The organism is Pseudoduganella guangdongensis (assembly GCF_009857475.1).
Lineage (GTDB): Bacteria > Pseudomonadota > Gammaproteobacteria > Burkholderiales > Burkholderiaceae_D > Rugamonas > Rugamonas guangdongensis.
In genome coordinates this window covers 1-15,835 of the sequence record NZ_WWCJ01000010.1, presented here as the reverse complement: position 1 = coordinate 15,835, position 15,835 = coordinate 1, and the positions used below count along the sequence as shown (strand labels likewise).

Annotated in this window: 11 protein-coding genes; 6 read left to right on the top strand and 5 right to left on the bottom strand. The window is 63.0% G+C overall.

Annotation, left to right across the window (positions count from 1 at the left end):
- The first annotated feature begins 1 nt into the window (after position 1).
- The 3 genes from guaD to GTP41_RS15040 all read left to right on the top strand — a co-directional run bounded on the left by guaD (position 2) and on the right by GTP41_RS15040 (position 6,639).
- Positions 2-1,315 carry a guanine deaminase gene (gene guaD, locus GTP41_RS15050; protein ID WP_161026396.1) on the top strand — a complete coding sequence of 438 codons (1,314 nt, stop codon included), beginning with the start codon at positions 2-4 and terminating at the stop codon, positions 1,313-1,315.
- Between the two features lie 29 nt (positions 1,316-1,344).
- Positions 1,345-2,766 (top strand): adenosine deaminase family protein, encoded by a 1,422-nt coding sequence (locus tag GTP41_RS15045; protein WP_161026395.1) that lies wholly within the window; start codon positions 1,345-1,347, stop codon positions 2,764-2,766.
- Positions 2,767-3,195: 429 nt separating this feature from the next.
- Positions 3,196-6,639: a TonB-dependent receptor gene (locus GTP41_RS15040; protein ID WP_161026394.1), complete on the top strand. Its 3,444-nt coding sequence runs from the start codon at positions 3,196-3,198 to the stop codon at positions 6,637-6,639.
- Between the two features lie 74 nt (positions 6,640-6,713).
- On the opposite strand, the gene GTP41_RS15035 is transcribed toward GTP41_RS15040, so the two are convergent.
- From GTP41_RS15035 to GTP41_RS15015, 5 genes are all read right to left on the bottom strand, one after another.
- The gene (locus GTP41_RS15035; protein ID WP_161026393.1) at positions 6,714-6,905 is read right to left on the bottom strand and encodes a hypothetical protein; all 192 of its coding nucleotides are present in this window, start codon (positions 6,903-6,905) and stop codon (positions 6,714-6,716) included.
- A 127-nt stretch (positions 6,906-7,032) separates the two neighbouring features.
- Positions 7,033-9,129 carry a peptidase domain-containing ABC transporter gene (locus GTP41_RS15030; protein WP_229502894.1) on the bottom strand — a complete coding sequence of 699 codons (2,097 nt, stop codon included), beginning with the start codon at positions 9,127-9,129 and terminating at the stop codon, positions 7,033-7,035.
- The gene (locus GTP41_RS15025; RefSeq protein ID WP_161026391.1) at positions 9,126-10,436 is read right to left on the bottom strand and encodes an HlyD family secretion protein; all 1,311 of its coding nucleotides are present in this window, start codon (positions 10,434-10,436) and stop codon (positions 9,126-9,128) included. The genes GTP41_RS15030 and GTP41_RS15025 overlap by 4 nt, the downstream gene beginning before the upstream one ends.
- A complete protein-coding gene (locus GTP41_RS15020) occupies positions 10,433-11,350 on the bottom strand; it encodes an ATP-grasp domain-containing protein (RefSeq protein WP_161026390.1) in 918 nt (305 codons plus the stop codon). The genes GTP41_RS15025 and GTP41_RS15020 overlap by 4 nt, the downstream gene beginning before the upstream one ends.
- 55 nt (positions 11,351-11,405) lie before the next feature.
- A complete protein-coding gene (locus tag GTP41_RS15015; protein WP_161026389.1) occupies positions 11,406-11,615 on the bottom strand; it encodes a hypothetical protein in 210 nt (69 codons plus the stop codon).
- A gap of 220 nt (positions 11,616-11,835) precedes the next feature.
- Here GTP41_RS15015 and GTP41_RS15010 point away from each other — a divergent pair, with 220 nt between their 5' ends.
- The 3 genes from GTP41_RS15010 to GTP41_RS15000 are packed head-to-tail and all read left to right on the top strand — an operon-like array spanning position 11,836 to position 15,749.
- On the top strand, positions 11,836-13,494 hold the full coding sequence (locus GTP41_RS15010) for a bifunctional metallophosphatase/5'-nucleotidase (protein WP_161026388.1): 1,659 nt from the start codon (positions 11,836-11,838) through the stop codon (positions 13,492-13,494).
- Positions 13,495-13,503: 9 nt separating this feature from the next.
- A complete protein-coding gene (locus GTP41_RS15005; protein WP_161026387.1) occupies positions 13,504-14,730 on the top strand; it encodes a phospholipase D-like domain-containing protein in 1,227 nt (408 codons plus the stop codon).
- Positions 14,727-15,749 carry a S1/P1 nuclease gene (locus GTP41_RS15000; protein ID WP_161026386.1) on the top strand — a complete coding sequence of 341 codons (1,023 nt, stop codon included), beginning with the start codon at positions 14,727-14,729 and terminating at the stop codon, positions 15,747-15,749. The genes GTP41_RS15005 and GTP41_RS15000 overlap by 4 nt, the downstream gene beginning before the upstream one ends.
- Positions 15,750-15,835: the final 86 nt, after the last annotated feature.

The window sequence follows — 15,835 nt, the reverse complement described above, 5'->3', positions numbered from 1 at the left end:
CATGAACAAGCAATCCAGCGTGCAAGCCTACCGAGCGGGCTTGCTGCACTTTCACGCCGATCCGGCTTTCAACGAGCGCGCCCACGCCTGGCACGCAGACGGCCTGCTGGTCGTCGAAAATGGCAAGGTCAGCGCCGCCGGCGACTACGCCGCGCTGGCCCCAACCCTGCCGCCCGGCACCGAGGTGAAAGACTATCGCGGCAAAATCATCATGCCCGGCTTTATCGACAGCCACGTGCACTACCCGCAGACCGACATGATCGCCTCGCCGGCGCCGGGCCTGCTGCCATGGCTGGAGCAATACACCTTTCCGACCGAGCGCCAGTTCGCCGATCCGGCGCACGGCGCACAGGTGGCCGAGTTCTTCCTCGATCAGCTGCTGGCCAACGGCACCACCACCGCCATGGTCTACTGCACCGTGCATCCGCAATCGGTGGATGCCTTCTTCACCGCCAGCGAAGGGCGCGGCCTGCGCATGATCGCCGGCAAAGTGATGATGGACCGCCACTGCCCGGAGTTCCTGTGCGACAGCGCCGCAAGCGGCGCAGAGGAAACCGAAGCGCTGATCCAGCGCTGGCACAAGAAGGGCCGCTCGCTGTACGCCATCACCCCGCGCTTCGCTCCCACCTCGACCGAAGCCCAGCTGCAGCTGGCCGGCGAGCTGGCACGCAAGTACCCCGACACCTTCCTGCAAACCCATGTCTCGGAAAACAAGGAAGAATGCGCCTGGGTCAAACAGCTGTTCCCCGAGGCGCGCAGCTACTTGGACGTGTACGACCGCTACGGCATGATGCGCCCGCGCGCCGTCTACGGCCACTGCATCTGGCTGGATGAAACCGACCGCGCCCGCATGGCCGAGACCAGGGCCGCCGCCGCCGTCTGCCCGACTTCCAACCTGTTCCTCGGCTCCGGCCTGTTCGATTTCGAGCAAGCCGACCGGGCCGGCATGCTGCTGTCGCTGGCCACCGACGTCGGCGCCGGCACTTCCTTCAGCATGTTGCAAACCATGAATGAAGCCTATAAAGTAGCGCGCTTGAAGGGCAGCTACCTGCCTGCCATGCGCATGTTCTACCTGGCCACGCTGGGCGCCGCGCGCAGCCTGCACCTGGACGACACGATCGGCAGTTTTGCCGTAGGCCGCGAAGCGGATTTCATCGTGCTCGACCCGCAGGCTACGCCGCTGCTGGCACGCCGCAGCGCCAATACCGACAGCCTGGAAGAGCAGCTGTTCGCCTTGGCGCTATTGGGGGACGATCGCGCCATCGCCGCCAGCTATGCGGGCGGACGACTGGTGCATGCGCGCGGGCAGGGCTGACCACGACCCCTGACGCTGAAAGAGAAGCCATGCAAAAGAACCTGACCAGCCTGCTCACCGCCGCCGCGCTTGCGACCGCCTTTGCGGCGCCGGCCGTTGCCGCCCCGGGCAGCAACGCCGACGCCACCGCGCGCCACTTCGCTTCGCTGGTGTCCGGCCCCGTGCCCAAGACCGCCGAGCTGGCCATGTTCTTCAACAATATGCCGAAGGGCGCCGACCTGCACCACCATTACTCGGGTTCTATTTATGCCGAGCAATACCTGGAGTGGGTCGACAAGCTGGGCTACTGCATCGACAAGACCAGCTGGAGCGTGCAGACCGACAAGGCGGCCGACCGCAAAAACTGCGCCACCGTTGCCGAGCTGGAGAAGGACCCGATCGCCTACCGCTCGCTGATGCACAAGTGGTCCACCATGGACTTCTACAACCACACGCAAAACCAACTGCCGCCGGACCTGGCTTTCTTCACCACCTTCCTGCGCTTTGACGGCGTTGCCTCGACCAATGGCAACGATGGCCAGAAACGCCTGAAAGAGCGCGCCATCGCGGAAAACGTCAGCTATATCGAAACCGTGTTCGAGATCGCGCCGATTACTTTCGACGCCGAATTCGACGGCAAGCTGACCGACGATGCGGCGTTTGCCGCCTACCTGGCCAAACTGGAAGCGAGCCCGGCCTTCAACAAGGGCATCGCCGACTACAGCGCCTACGTCGACAGCAGCAGCGCCGGGATCGACGACGAGCATTTCACCATGCGCTACCAGCCGTTCGTGCTGCGCTTCCTGTCGCCCTCGATCGTGTTCTCGCAGATGGCGGCCGGTTTCAAGATCGCCAGCCAGAACCAGAAAGTGGTGTCGGTGAACATTGTTGGCGCGGAGCACTATCCGGTCTCGATGCGCGACTACAAGTTGCACATGCGCATGTTCAAGTTCCTGAGCGCCAAGTACCCGGGCGTGAAGCTGGCGCTGCACGCGGGTGAGCTGGCCCTGGGGCAGGTGCCGCCGGAAGGCCTGAAATTCCATATCGCCGATGCGATTGAAATCGCCGGCGCCAAGCGCATCGGCCACGGCATGGACATTGCCCACGAGCGCCAGCCGCACGCCATCCTGAAAAAGATGCGCGAGAAAAATATTCCGGTGGAAGTGAACCTGACTTCCAACGAATTCATCTTGGGCGTGAAGGGTGAAGCGCACCCGATCAATATTTATCGCAAATACGGCGTGCCGTTTGTGCTGTCGAGCGATGACACCGGTGTCAGCCGCAATACCCTGTCCAATGAATACGTGCTGTTCGCCAGCCGCTACAAAACCAATTATGCGGAAGTCAAAAAGCTGTCATATGACAGCATCCGCTACGCTTTCCTGGCCGATGGTGACAAACAGCGCCTGTTGAAACAATTGGACACGCGCTTTGCCAAATTCGAAGCCGAGGTAGCAGCTTCACTGAAGTAAGCCACGTTTTAAGCGCACTTGTGGCCCTTTCACCACAAGTGCGCACAGCACGTTACAAATCCCCAAGCTTGCATTTCCCTCCAAGCGGCGGCAATTCTTTATAATGCCGCCTTAAAGCCCCCAGCAATTACAAAAAAACATATAACGATATGCAATTTATTTGCTCTGCGTATAAATACGTAAAGGAAAATGAATTTGTGTAGGAAGGCGCCTTTCAGGCATAGTTGACGGAAAGATACGTCCACTGCACCTGGGAAGTCCCGCGCGTCACACAATCGTCATAAAGCTGTCGCACCCTTGTCATCAACGGTGCCTAAAATCGCTGGGCGGCTACTATTTTTGCAACATTTAGTAAAAAGCGCAAATGAGGCAACACAGCAGTAAGTTGCCGACATTTACCAATATTTTGTTCTCTTTTGGGGTATATCAATGATGAATCATAAACGGCTTCGGCTGACGCAAATCGCGTTGAGCCTGTCCATCGCACTGGCGGCAGCGCCAGCGCTGGCACAGAACACCACTTCGGCAATCGGCGGCCGCATTTCCGCGTCCGACGGCAAGCCGGCAGCTGGCGCTACTGTGCACGTGGTGCACGTGGAATCGGGTTCGGTCAGCACCGTGACCACCGATGCCGAAGGCCGTTATGTGGCCCGTGGCCTGCGCGCCGGCGGTCCATACACCATCACCATCACCAAGAACGGCATCTCCGAGAAGCGTGAAAACGTCTTCGTGGAAGTTGCTGAAACCGCAGCCGTGGACGCGACCATCGGCCAGGCCATGCAGACCGTGACCATCGCCGGTTCCTCGGCTGCCCGCAGCGAGAAATTCGCGCGCACCACCATGGGTTCCGGTTCCAGCATTTCCTCCGCTGAACTGGCGATCCAGGGTTCGATCCAGCGTAACCTGCAAGACTACGCCCGTATCGACCCACGCGTTTCGCAGACCGACAAAGAGCGCGGTGAACTGTCGATCGCCGGCCAGAACTCGCGTTTCAACTCCATGACCATCGACGGCGTGGCGGTGAACGACACCTTCGGCCTGGAAGCCAACGGCTCCCCAATGTCCAAGCAGCCGATCTCGATCGAAGCGATCCAGTCGGTGCAGGTGAACGTTGCCAACTACGACGTGACCCAGAAGGGCTACACCGGCGGCAACATCAACGCCGTGACCAAGTCCGGCACCAACGCGGTCAAGGGCTCGCTCTACTACGTCTTCCAGAACGAGAAGATGATCGGCGACCGCTTCAACCCGACCAACGGCACCTACGTTGAGCCGGCCAAGGTCCGCAACACCACCAAGGGCGCCACCATCGGCGCGCCGCTGATCAAGGACAAGCTGTTCATCTTCGCCAACTACGAGAAGACTGAATCGCCATCCAAGAACACCATGCCTTCCGGCCCGATCGGTTCCGGCCTGACCAACGTCGGCGTGACCGCGGAACAGCTGGGCCAGGCAGTTGCCGCGGCGAAAGCGTACGGCATCGATGCCGGCACCGTTGGCGAAACCGGCGGCAAGCTGCTGGACGTGACCGACAAGCTGGTGAAACTGGACTGGAACATCAACGACGACCACCGCGCCATGGTGCGCTGGTCCAAGACTGAAGAAGCCAACCCGTTCTTCCCAGGCTCCGGTACCTCCTCGCTGTCCCTGAGCAGCTACTGGTACAACCAGGTGAAATCGCTGGAAACCAAGGTTGCCCAGCTGACCTCGGACTGGACTTCGACCTTCTCGACCGAAATCAAGTTCTCCGACCGCGACTACGCGTCCGTGCCGGCCCTGAACTCCGTGCTGCCATCGATCCGCCTGAACTTCGGCGGCCCGCTGCCAGGCAGCGCCGCCAGCGGCGTGTCGACCAATGAACGCGGCGTGCTGTTCGGTACCGAAGCCAGCCGTCACCGCAACGTGCTGGGCACCCGCACCAAGGACGTGTACGTCGGCGCCAACTGGTCGCTGGGCGCGCATGAGCTGAAGTTCGGCGGCGACATGAACAGCAACAAGGTGATGAATGCCTTCCTGCAGAACGTGAACGGTGCCTACACCTTCGGCTGCCTGGCCAACGTCAAGTACGACTTCCTGAACGGCGGCACCATGGCGTGCGACAGCCGCACCGAGTCCAACGAGAACTTCGCGAAAGCCGTGCTGGAAAACTTCGCCAAGGGCCGTCCATCCACCTACACCGTGCAAGCCGCACTGCCAGGCCACACCCTGGACGAAGCGGTTGCCAACTTCACCGCCAAGGACTACGGCCTGTTCGTGCAGGACACCTGGTCCGTCAACGACCGCCTGACCGTGACCGGCGGCGTGCGTGTTGACTACATGGATATCGGCGAGCGCCCATCCTACAACGCCGCCCTGGCCGCTGCGCCAGGCCCGATCGTTGACGGCCGCGCTACCGGCGGTTTCGGCCTGAACAACACCCACACCTTCGACGGCCAGAAACTGTGGCAGCCGCGTCTGGGCTTCAACTACAAGCTGCCAGGCGTGAGCGATCGTCCAACCCAGCTGCGCGGCGGCGTGGGCCTGTTCCAGGGTTCGGCCCTGGGCGTATGGATGGGTAACCCATTCCAGAACAGCGGCGTTGCTACCCGTACCCTGACCTGCTCCAACAGCAGCAACCCGGCTTGCCCATCCGGCATCTTCCAGGCTGATCCAACCAAGCAAGTGACCTCGCTGCCAGGCGCCGTGCCGGCCCAGGCAGTCGACCTGCTGGCAGGCGGCCTGAAGCAGCCATCCGTCTGGAAAGCCAACCTGGCCTTCGATACCGAACTGCCATGGTACGGCGTGATCTTCTCGGCTGAACTGCTGAAGATCAAGACCAACCAGATGGCTTACTACCGTAACGAAAACCTGGGCGCACCAACCCGCCTGGGCACCGACGGTCGCGACCTGTACTGGACCAGCCAGGGTTACAACACCAACTGCTTCAACGCCTCCACTGGCGCCGCGATCAACACCGGCACCGGCTGCGCGGGCCTGCGTAACCGCGCTGGCAGCAACAACTCCTTCCTGACCGTGTTCAACGCAGTCAACACCAAGGAAGGCTACAGCAAGCTGGCCACCATGAGCCTGAGCCGTCCGCTGATCGGCGGTTTCGGCTGGTCGCTGTCGTACACCTACACCGATTCGAAGGAAGTGTCGCCGCTGACCGCTTCCACCTCGGGCACGAACTGGTTCGCACGTTCCGTGTTCAACCCGAACGAAGAAGTGCTGGCGAACTCCAGCTACCTGGTGAAGGACCGTATCGCTGGTATGGTTAACTTCCGTAAAGCGTTCTGGGGCAACTACCGGACCTCGGTGGGTCTGTTCTACGAAGGCCGTACCGGCAAGCCATACAGCTGGACCTTCAACAACGACATGAACGGCGACGGCGTCACCGGTAACGACCTGATGTACATCCCGTCCAAACCAGGTTCGGGCGAAGTCATCTTCAAGGGCGACACCGCCACTAGCCGTGTGAACGAAGACAAGTTCTGGGCCGTGGTCGAGGGCTCCCGCGCCCTGCGCAACGCCAAAGGCAGTGTGGTTAGCCGCAACACCGCTTTCGCGCCATGGACCAACAGCTTCGACATGCGTATCGCACAAGAGCTGCCAAGCTTCTTCTCGGGCCACAAGGCAACCTTCACCTTCGACATCTTCAACGTGGGCAACCTGTTGAACAAGCGTTGGGGCCGCGTGTATGACATTTCCTACCAGGGCAGCAGCACCTCCGGCCTGGGTGGCGCGAATGCACGTAGCTTCGTGGATTACGCTGGTATCGATGCGTCCGGCAAGTACATCTACAAAGTCCGTGACAACCTGGAAGCGTACAACCTGAAGACCGACGCCAACGTGTCGCAGTGGGCACTGCAAGCTACCCTGAAGTACGAGTTCTAAGCAGCTCGTCTGAAGTAGCCTGAAACAAAAACGGCCAGCGTAAGCTGGCCGTTTTTTTTATGCGGGAGAAAGGCTTATGCCAGGTATTCCGGCGGCAGGCCGCCTTCTTCGCCCAGGGCCAGGGTGGTTTCGCGGCCGTCTTCTTTGGCTGGCACGCTGATCGGGTCAATCTGGCCGCCTTCGAGCAGCAGGTTGCTCAGGCCGTCGTGCAGGGCGCCGCCGCTGACTTGTTCGATTTCTTCGGTATTCAAGGAAAATGGATGCATGGTTGTCTCAATAGGTGAAAGTTAAAAGATAGGGGTGGCCACCCTGCGCCCACTATACGCGCAGTTACCAAAAATGCAATATTGCTTTTAAGGGAATAGTCACCCGGCGCGCGCACCGCGCGCCGGCTCAGGCGGCGGCCGCGCGGCCGTTGCGCACTTCCAGTGCCTTGCCGTTCTGGATGCCGATCACGCGCTCGGCGGCGTTGATGGTTTCGGGGCGGTGCGCCACCATGATGCGGGTCAGGTTGAGCTCGGCCAGCGCGTGGTTGACGCGCGCCTCGTTGCGCACGTCGAGGTGGCTGGTGGCTTCGTCCAGGGCCAGGATCTTCGGTTCCTTGTACAGCGCGCGCGCCAGCAGCACGCGCTGTTTCTGACCGCCCGACAGGCTGCTGCCCATATCGCCCACCAGGGTCTGGTAGGCCATCGGCATGGCGGCGATATCGTCGTGGATAGCGGCCAGGCGGGCGTAGTGCTTGACCTTCTCCGGGTCGGCGCCGTTGTCGAAGAAGCTGATGTTGTCCAGGATGGAGCCGGCCAGCAGCACATCGTCCTGCATGACGGTGCCGATCATGCTGCGGTAGGCGCGCAAGCCGAGCTGGCGCAGCGGGATGTCGTCGACCAGGATTTCGCCCTCGGTCGGTTGCAGCAGGCCCAGCACCAGCTTGCACAAGGTGGTCTTGCCGCAGCCGCTGGGGCCGACCAGGGCCAGGCTCTGGCCGGCGGGGATATGCAGGTCGATGCCGTCCAGGATCCACGGTTCGCCCTCGGCGTAGCGGAAGCGTACATTGCGCAGGGTGATGGCGGGCGCGATGCGGCTCACGTCCGCCTCAAACGCATCCTCCGGCTCGGCCGGCTCCTTGACGATATCGGCCAGGCGTTCGGCGTGCATGCCCAGCATCTTGACGTCGATGTACAGGTCGACCAGGCCGAAGACGCGGCCGGTGAAGGTGGTGGAATAGCTGGTGAAGGCCATCAGCATGCCGATGGTCAGCGCGTTGTCCATGACCAGCAGGGCTCCCACGTAGAACAGAAGCAGGGCCTGGCCGCTGCTCAGGGTCGAGCTGCCCAGCTTGAACAGGATGCCCAGTTTCTGAGTCTGGATGTCGCGGTTGACGACATCCTGCTTCAGGTTGAGCCAGCGCGCGCGCCGCTCCACTTCACGCCCGAACAGTTTCAGCGGCACGATGGCACGCACGGTTTCCAGGAAGTGGCTGTTCTCCTTGGCCGACAGCACCAGCCGTTCCTGCGATGCGGCGCGCAGCGGGTGGTAGGCCAGCGCGCGCAGCGCGATATAGGCCGCCAGGCCGGCCAGCACGATGCAGGTCAGCTTGGGGCTGTAGGCCAGCATCATGCCGAAGGCGAGCAGGGCCATCAGGCCGTCCAGCATGCTTTCGACAAACAGGCTGGTCAGGGTGGTCTGGATCGCATTCATGCTGCCAAAACGCGAAACCACGTCGCCCAGGTGGCGCTTTTCGAAGTAGCTGACCGGCAGGCGGATCAGGTGGGTGAAGACGCGGGTGGACCATTGCAGAGCCACGTCGGTGCCCCAGCGCATCAGCACCCAGCTGCGCGCCAGGCTGATGGCCGATTGCGTCACCAGCATCAGGGCGAAGCCCAGGACCAGGACCTTGAGCAATTCGCGGTCGCCATTCACCACCACCTCGTCGATCACGAACTGGTTGAACAGGGGCGAGGCGAGGGCGAACACTTCCAGCGCCACCGCCAGCATGATGACCTTGGCGATGGCCCAGCGCAGGCCGATCACTTTGCCGGTCAGCTCGGTGAGCGAGACTTTGCGCACGGCCTTCTTTTCCTCGAACTCCGCCGTCGGGCTCAGCTCGAGCGCGACGCCAGTGAAGTGGCGCGACAGCTCGGGCATGGAATAGTCGCGCGCGCCGGTGGCGGGATCGTGGATGGTGGCCAGCACATTGCCGCGCAAGTCGCGCCTGATGGCGGACAGCACCACAAAGTGGTTCAGGTTCCAATGCAGGATGGCCGGCAGCTGCAGCTGCGACAGGTGTTCCAGCTCCAGGCGCAGCGGCCGCGAGGACAGGTGCAAGCTGCTGGCATGGCGCATCAGCTGGTTGAGGGTGGCCCCTTTCAGGCTGATGGAAAACCTGCGGCGCAGTTCCGCCAGGTCGGTCTGGTGGCCGTGATGGGCGGCCACCATGGCGATGCAGGCCAGGCCGCATTCGCTGGATTCGGTTTGCAGGATGGTTCTCATTCGTTGCTCTTCTGGCGCGGGGCGATGGCGATCAGCGGTTCCGCGATCCATTCCCAGATCTTGCGCTGGTCTTGCACGATGTCGGCTTCCAGGGTCATGCCGGGTTTGACCGCCAGGCTGTCGCCGTAGACCTGGATCGCCTGCCGGTCGAGCTTGACGCGGATGCGGTACAGCGCCTCGTTGCTGGCGCCGCGCGAGACGGTGCCGAGGATGGTGCCGGCGATATTGGCCGGCAGCTCGCTCGGCGCGAACGGGGTGCGGCTGACATCGACGATCTCGCCGCCGTGCAGGCCGAATTTCTGATAGGGGAAGGCTTGGTAGCGAATCAGCACTTTCTGCCCCGGCTTGACGAAGCCGGCGGTGCGGCTGGGCGCGTACAAGTTGGCTTCCAGGGCGGCGCCATCGGCCGCGCCGGGCACCAGGGTGGCCAGCGATTGCCCGGCGCTCAAGGCTTGGCCCACATGGTAGTTGAGGGCGGTGAGCGTGCCTGCTTGCGGCGCCACCACCAGGGTGCGGCGGCGGTCGCGGTTTTGCACCGCCTCCTGCTCCAGGGTGGCCTCGGCGCGCCTGAACTGGGCCAGCTCGCCGTCCAGGTCCTGCCCCAGTTGTTCGCGTTCGGCGCGCAGGTTGACCAGGGTGCTGGCGAGCTGGCTCTGGCTGCGCGCCAGGGCGCTCAGGCGCGCTTCGGTGTCGATCAATTCTTCCTGCTTTTGCTGGGTCTGCGCTTGCGATACAAAGCCGCTGGCCTGCAGGGTTTCGTACTTCCCCACGCTTTGCTGCGCCAGGCCCTTGCGGCGCGTTGCCAGCTTGATCTCGTTGCCCAGCTGGACTTGCTCGGCTTCCGCATTGGCGATGCGCGCTTCGATGGCGCGCTGCTTTTCGCGCGCCATGGCGATGCGCGCGGTGCGCTCCGACTGCAAGGCTTCGCGGCGGATGGTGAGCTGCTGGGCAATCAGCGTGCTCAGCTCGCCGCCGCTTTGCTGCCGCTCGGACGACAGTTCAAACAGCAGATCGCCGGCCTTGACGGTGCTGCCTTCCGCCACCAGCGAGCGCACCAGGGTGCCGGCCTGCGGCGTGGTCACGGCCAGGGCGCCGTTGACCGGCACCACCAGCCCGCCGACCCGGGCTTTCTGGGTGAAGCTGCCGAGCGCGACAAAGGCGACCAAGGCGCCGGCAATGCTCAGGGCCACGGCTGCCACCACCGTGCCGGACATGGTGTGCTTCAGCCGGATCGATCCCAGCCAGTTGGAGGTGAGCGCTTGCGCCACCTCCGGCCGGAACAGCGGCGGCTTGGCGTCCGCGCTCACGCCGTCATCGCCCTCAGCAGGGTGTCGCCGAGCGGGAAGCCGCTGCGTTTTTCCATGCCCAGGAACATCGGGCTCGGATTCGCTTCCAGGAAGTAGTAGCGGCCGTCGTGGTCGCGGCGCCAATCGATGGCGGTCCAGTTCAGCCCCAGGCTGCGCATGATGGCCGGCACCAGGGCGGCTTGCTCGGGCGGCAGCTCGATCGGCTTGATTTCCATGCCGCGGTCGGTGCGGAAGTCGATGTTGTCGCTGTTCAGCTCGGCGGTGAACAACTGCTCGCCGATGGCATAGGTGCGGATATTCGTGCCCGGCACAAATTGCTGCAGGGTGATGGGGGCCAAGGCCAGCGCTTTGCTCATATGCTCGCTCTCCAGGTGCTTGGGCGTAATGCGTTCGGTATGCGCGCCGCCGTACACCGGCTTGAAGATCACATCGCCTTCCGCCTCGCAGAAGGCACGCGCCTGCTCGATATCGTTGCCGATATAGGTGCGCGGGATGGCCACGCCGGCTTGCGCGGCCAGGCGCAGCTGGTGCGGCTTCTCCTGGTGCGACTGGAAGGCGCTCCAGGAATTGAACCAGCGTGTCGGCAGCTCGGCCTGGAACCAGGAGCGGATGCAGGCCATGCTGTCGTAATAGGAAATGTCTTCCAGCGTGCCGCGCACGGCGCGCGCGCGCGTGCCCTGGCTGACGCCGCAGAAGTTGCGCCAGTAGACCGAGCCAATCTGTTCCAGGTCCAGCAGGGCGCCATCGGCCAGGCGCAGGGTGCCGCCGCCGTGTTGCGGGCGCAGGCTCAGTTGCAGTTCGCTGGGGAATTTGGAGCTGTCGATAAGGTGCGCCTGGAAGCCGCGTGCGGCCAGGCTCTCAAGCATGTGGGTGACGTGGGCGTCGCTGGGGTGTCCGAGAACGATATGTTTCATGCTGGGTTTTCTTGGCAAGGATGGCCGGCGCCGGCCATCCTGGGGTTGGAGCAGCTTAGATCTCTTGGGCTGGCAGGCCGCCTTCTTCGCCGATCGCCATGGTGGTCAGCTCGCCGCCGTCTTCTTTCAGTTTGACGGTTGGCTCCAGGCCGGTTTCATAGTTCAGAATGCTGCATTCTTCGCCGCCTTCGCGCAGGACATTGCTCACCTCGGTGCCGCCGCTTACTTCTTCAATTTGCTCTTTGTTCAGGGAAAACGGATGCATAGTTACTCCTAAATAAATAGTCAGTTAGACAATGTTAAGGATTTTACAATCCCGCCGGAATCATACTCAATAAATAGTGATTTAAATGTCTCGGATTATCACTAGATTAATTTATTGGCGATGTTGGCAACCTGCCGGGCGGGGGCATTGCCGGGGCAGGTTTTTTTTGCGTTTTGGCGCTGTACAATGCGTGCTTTCGCCCGTCATTACTGCCGTCCCGATGAAACCTGTTTTGCCCTTGCTTGCTATCGCGAGCCTGCTCGCCGGATGCGCCGCACAGCGCCCGGCCCACCACGTCGAGCTCAATTTCGCCGCGCTGAACGACTTGCACGGCCACCTGGAAGCGACCCGGTTTGACCAGGGCGGCACGGCGGGCGGCATCGACGCGCTGGCGGCCACGCTGAACGCCTGGCGCCAGGAAGACCCGGAACTGCTGTTGGTGGGCGCGGGCGATATGATCGGTGCCAGCCCGGCAATGTCGGCCATGTTTGCCGACGAGCCGACCATCCAGGCCCTGAACCTGATCGGCATGCGCGCCACCTCGGTCGGCAACCACGAATTCGATAATGGCCGTGTGGAGCTGCTGCGCCAGGCCAAGGGCGGCTGCGCCAATTCGCCGCGTCCGGACCGGGCCTGCAAACTCGGGCCGCACGAAGGGGCGAAGTTCAGCTACCTGGCCGCCAATGTGATCGACACGCGCACCAACCAGCCCCTGTTCCCGGCCTACCGCATCGAGGAAGTGAAGGGCATCAAGGTCGCCCTGATCGGCACCGTGCTGAAGGCCACGCCGGACCTGGTGGGCGCGGCCGGTGTTGGCGGCCTGCAGTTCATCGACGAGGCGCAGGCCGTGAACCGCCTGCTGCCCGAGCTGCGCGCGCAGGGCGCCACCGTCTTCATGGTGCTGATCCACCAGGGCGGCCACACGCCGGCGCGCTACGACCAGCAGTACTGCCAGGACCTGAGCGGCGACATCGTCGACGTGGTCAAGCGCATCGACCCCGCCGTGCGCGTGGTGGTCAGCGGCCACTCGCACAACGGCTACCTGTGCCGCGTGGACGGCAAGCTGGTGACGCAGGCCGAACGCTACGGCCATATGCTGTCGCGCATTTCGCTGGTGGTGGACCGCCAGACCGGCGCCGTGGTCGATACCAGCGCGCGCAATATCCTGGTGCAGCCGGGCAAGCATGCCGGCGTGCCGGAAGTCGACGCCTTGCTGGCATCGCTGCGCGCGCGCAGCAGCGAGGAGCTGGGCAAGCCGGTGGCGCGCCTGGCGCAGCCATCCATCAGCCGCGAGCTGATGCCGAACGCCGATGAATCGCCGCTGGGGCAGCTGGTGGCGGACGCCGTCCTCGCCTCGGGCCGCAAATGGGGTGCGCAGCTGGCCTTCACCAATACCGGCGGCATCCGCACCCATCTCGATGCCGGCGACGACCGTATCGTGACTGTCGCCAATGTGCAGGCGGTGCTGCCGTTCGCGAATGAGATCGTGGTGATGAACATGAGCGGCGCCCAGATCGTCGCGCTGCTGGAAGGGCAGTGGGGCGGCGTGGAGGCGGACAAACGCGGCGTGCTGCAAGTATCGGAAGGCTTTACCTACGCTTGGGACGGCCGCCGCCCCCTGGGCCAGCGCATCGTGCGCGAGAGCGTCAAGCTGAATGGCGTGGCGATCGAAGACGGCGCCAGCTACCGCGTGGCGGTCTTCAATTTCCTGGCCGAGGGCAACGACGGTTTCGTCACCTTCCGCCAGGGCAGCAACCAGGCGCCGACCGGCGTGCGCGATGCCGATGCGCTGCGCAGCTACCTGCAGCGCCTGGAACAAGACAATAAACCGGCCGGCACCTATGGCGCCGTCCCGCGCATTTTGCGCGTCAAACAGTAAAGGATGAATATGCGCCGTTATCTCCTGGCCGCCGCACTGGCTGGCTGTTTCGCCTCCGCCCACGCCGCCTTCCAGGTGCCGGGCTTTGAGCTGGTGCAGACTGCACCGGTGGAAACCACGCTCAAAAGCGACGACCTGCGCGGCCCGATCGAAGTCTGGACCGAATTGTTCGACAACGCGAAATCGGAAATCTGCATCGGCCAGTTCTACGTCGCCAGCGTGACCGGCGCGCCGTTCGAAAAGGTGATCGAGCGCCTGGAAGCTGCCGGCAAGCGCGGCGTGAAGATCCGCTTCCTGATCGACAAGAAGGGCGTCAGCGGACTGTCCGAGAAGGCCACCGTGGAGCGCCTGCGCGCCATCCCCAACCTGGAAATGCGCGTGCTGGATGTGAACCAGCTGACCGGCAACGGCATCATCCACGCCAAGTACCTGACCGTGGACCGCAACATCGCCTTCGTCGGCAGCCAGAACTTCGACTGGCGCGCCTTCACCCACATCCACGAAACTGGCCTGCGCATCACCGACGCCAAAGTGGCAGGCCAGGTGCAGGCTATCTTCGAGCAGGATTGGGCAGCGCAAGCCACGCTGGCCGCCGGCAAGACCGTCGCCCCGGTGCAGGCCAAATCGATGGCGCCGGCGGCGCTGCCGGCCGACGCCAGCTTCCTGGTCGCCAGCCCAGCCGCATTCAACCCGGTTGGCGTGGCCGATTCCGAAACCGTGCTGCCGGCCTTGCTGGCCGATGCCAAACAGGAGATCAGCGTCTCCATGCTGGACTACGCGCCCCTGAGCTACGGACCTAAGGGCACGCGCCCGTTCTACGCCGTGGTCGACAACGCCCTGCGCGCCGCCGCCACGCGCGGCGTCAAGGTCAAGCTGATGGTCTCCAACTGGAACACCGAAAAGCCGGCCATCAACCACCTGAAATCGCTGGCCATGCTGCCGAATGTCGAGATCCGCATCGTGACGCTGCCCAAGGCCAGCACCGGCTTCATCCCGTTCGCCCGCGTATGGCATAGCAAGACCATGGTCATCGACGGCAAGCTGGCCTGGGTCGGCACCAGCAACTGGGCCGGCGGCTACTTCGACCTGTCGCGCAACCTGGAAGTGGTGATGCGTAACGAAGCCATGGCCAAGCGCCTGAGCGCCGTGCAGGAGCAGGCCTGGTCGTCGCCATACGCGCAGCCGATTGATATCAACAAAGACTATCCGAAACCAAGCAAGGGTAAAGAAGAATGAAGAAACTCGCACTGATCGCGGCGCTGGCCGGCGCCTTCGCCGCCAACAACGCCATGGCCTGGGGTAACAACGGCCACCGCATCGTCGGCGCCATCGCCGACAACCTGATCAAAGGCTCCAACGCCGAGAAGCAGGTCAACGCGCTGCTGCAGCAAGGTGAAAACCTGGAGAAGATCGCCAACTGGGCCGACTGCGTGAAGGGCACGTTCTGTGGCCCGCAATCGCAGGAGATGAACGATTACGTCGCCGCGCACCCGCAGCACAGCGAGTACCACTACACCGACGTGCCGTTCCAGTTGAACGAGTACCACAGCCACGGCGCCGGCACGTCGGGCCACGATATCGTGCAGACCATGCAGCAATGCATCGCCACCCTGCAAGGCAAGGGCGACGGCAAGTTCACGCCGCGCCAGGCGTTGTTGATCCTGACCCACCTGGCGGGCGACATCCACCAGCCGTTGCATGTAGGCGCAGCCTTCGTCGACAAGGAAGGCAAGTTCGTGGTGCCAAAGTCCGCCAAGGAGATCGACTCCCTGAACATCTTCGATTCGCGCGGCGGCAATAATCTGCAGATGGACGAAGCGGCACTGAAGGCTGCCAGTGCCAAGGTGATCCCGGGTGAGGATGCAGAAGTATCGAAGTACCCGACCAAGCCGTTCCACTCCTACTGGGACACCACCGTGGTCGATTACGCCATGCGCCGCAGCAGCCAGCGCAGCGTGGACAAGTTCACGCAATGGGCGATCGACGGCAAACCAAGCATCATGCTCTCCAAAGGCGACGTCGCCAGCTGGCCGGTGCAATGGGCCAACGACTCCCTGGTCGCCGCCAAGCAAGCCTATGCCGACGTGAAGGTCGGTGTGGCCACCAAGCAGACCAGCCGCAGCGGCTCCACCTACACCGTATGGGCGATGACCGTGCCGGACAGCTATCCCGTGCCGTCGTCCGCCCTCGCGCGCGAACAGCTGATCAAAGGCGGCTACAACCTGGCCGCCATGCTGCAGAAGATTTGGCCATAAGTTAAATTCGGGGTCAGGTCTGACAATCGGACAATCTATGCGCTTCGCGCATAGATTGTCCGATTGTCAGACCTGACCCCGAATCT

Excerpts from the sequence above, each read along its gene's own strand:
- guaD (WP_161026396.1), top strand. The coding sequence starts at position 2 with ATGAACAAGCAATCCAGCGTGCAAGCCTACCGAGCGGGCTTGCTGCAC.
- GTP41_RS15045 (WP_161026395.1), top strand. The coding sequence starts at position 1,345 with ATGCAAAAGAACCTGACCAGCCTGCTCACCGCCGCCGCGCTTGCGACC.
- GTP41_RS15040 (WP_161026394.1), top strand. The coding sequence starts at position 3,196 with ATGATGAATCATAAACGGCTTCGGCTGACGCAAATCGCGTTGAGCCTG.
- GTP41_RS15035 (WP_161026393.1), bottom strand. The coding sequence starts at position 6,905 with ATGCATCCATTTTCCTTGAATACCGAAGAAATCGAACAAGTCAGCGGC.
- GTP41_RS15030 (WP_229502894.1), bottom strand. The coding sequence starts at position 9,129 with ATGAGAACCATCCTGCAAACCGAATCCAGCGAATGCGGCCTGGCCTGC.
- GTP41_RS15020 (WP_161026390.1), bottom strand. The coding sequence starts at position 11,350 with ATGAAACATATCGTTCTCGGACACCCCAGCGACGCCCACGTCACCCAC.
- GTP41_RS15015 (WP_161026389.1), bottom strand. The coding sequence starts at position 11,615 with ATGCATCCGTTTTCCCTGAACAAAGAGCAAATTGAAGAAGTAAGCGGC.
- GTP41_RS15010 (WP_161026388.1), top strand. The coding sequence starts at position 11,836 with ATGAAACCTGTTTTGCCCTTGCTTGCTATCGCGAGCCTGCTCGCCGGA.
- GTP41_RS15005 (WP_161026387.1), top strand. The coding sequence starts at position 13,504 with ATGCGCCGTTATCTCCTGGCCGCCGCACTGGCTGGCTGTTTCGCCTCC.
- GTP41_RS15000 (WP_161026386.1), top strand. The coding sequence starts at position 14,727 with ATGAAGAAACTCGCACTGATCGCGGCGCTGGCCGGCGCCTTCGCCGCC.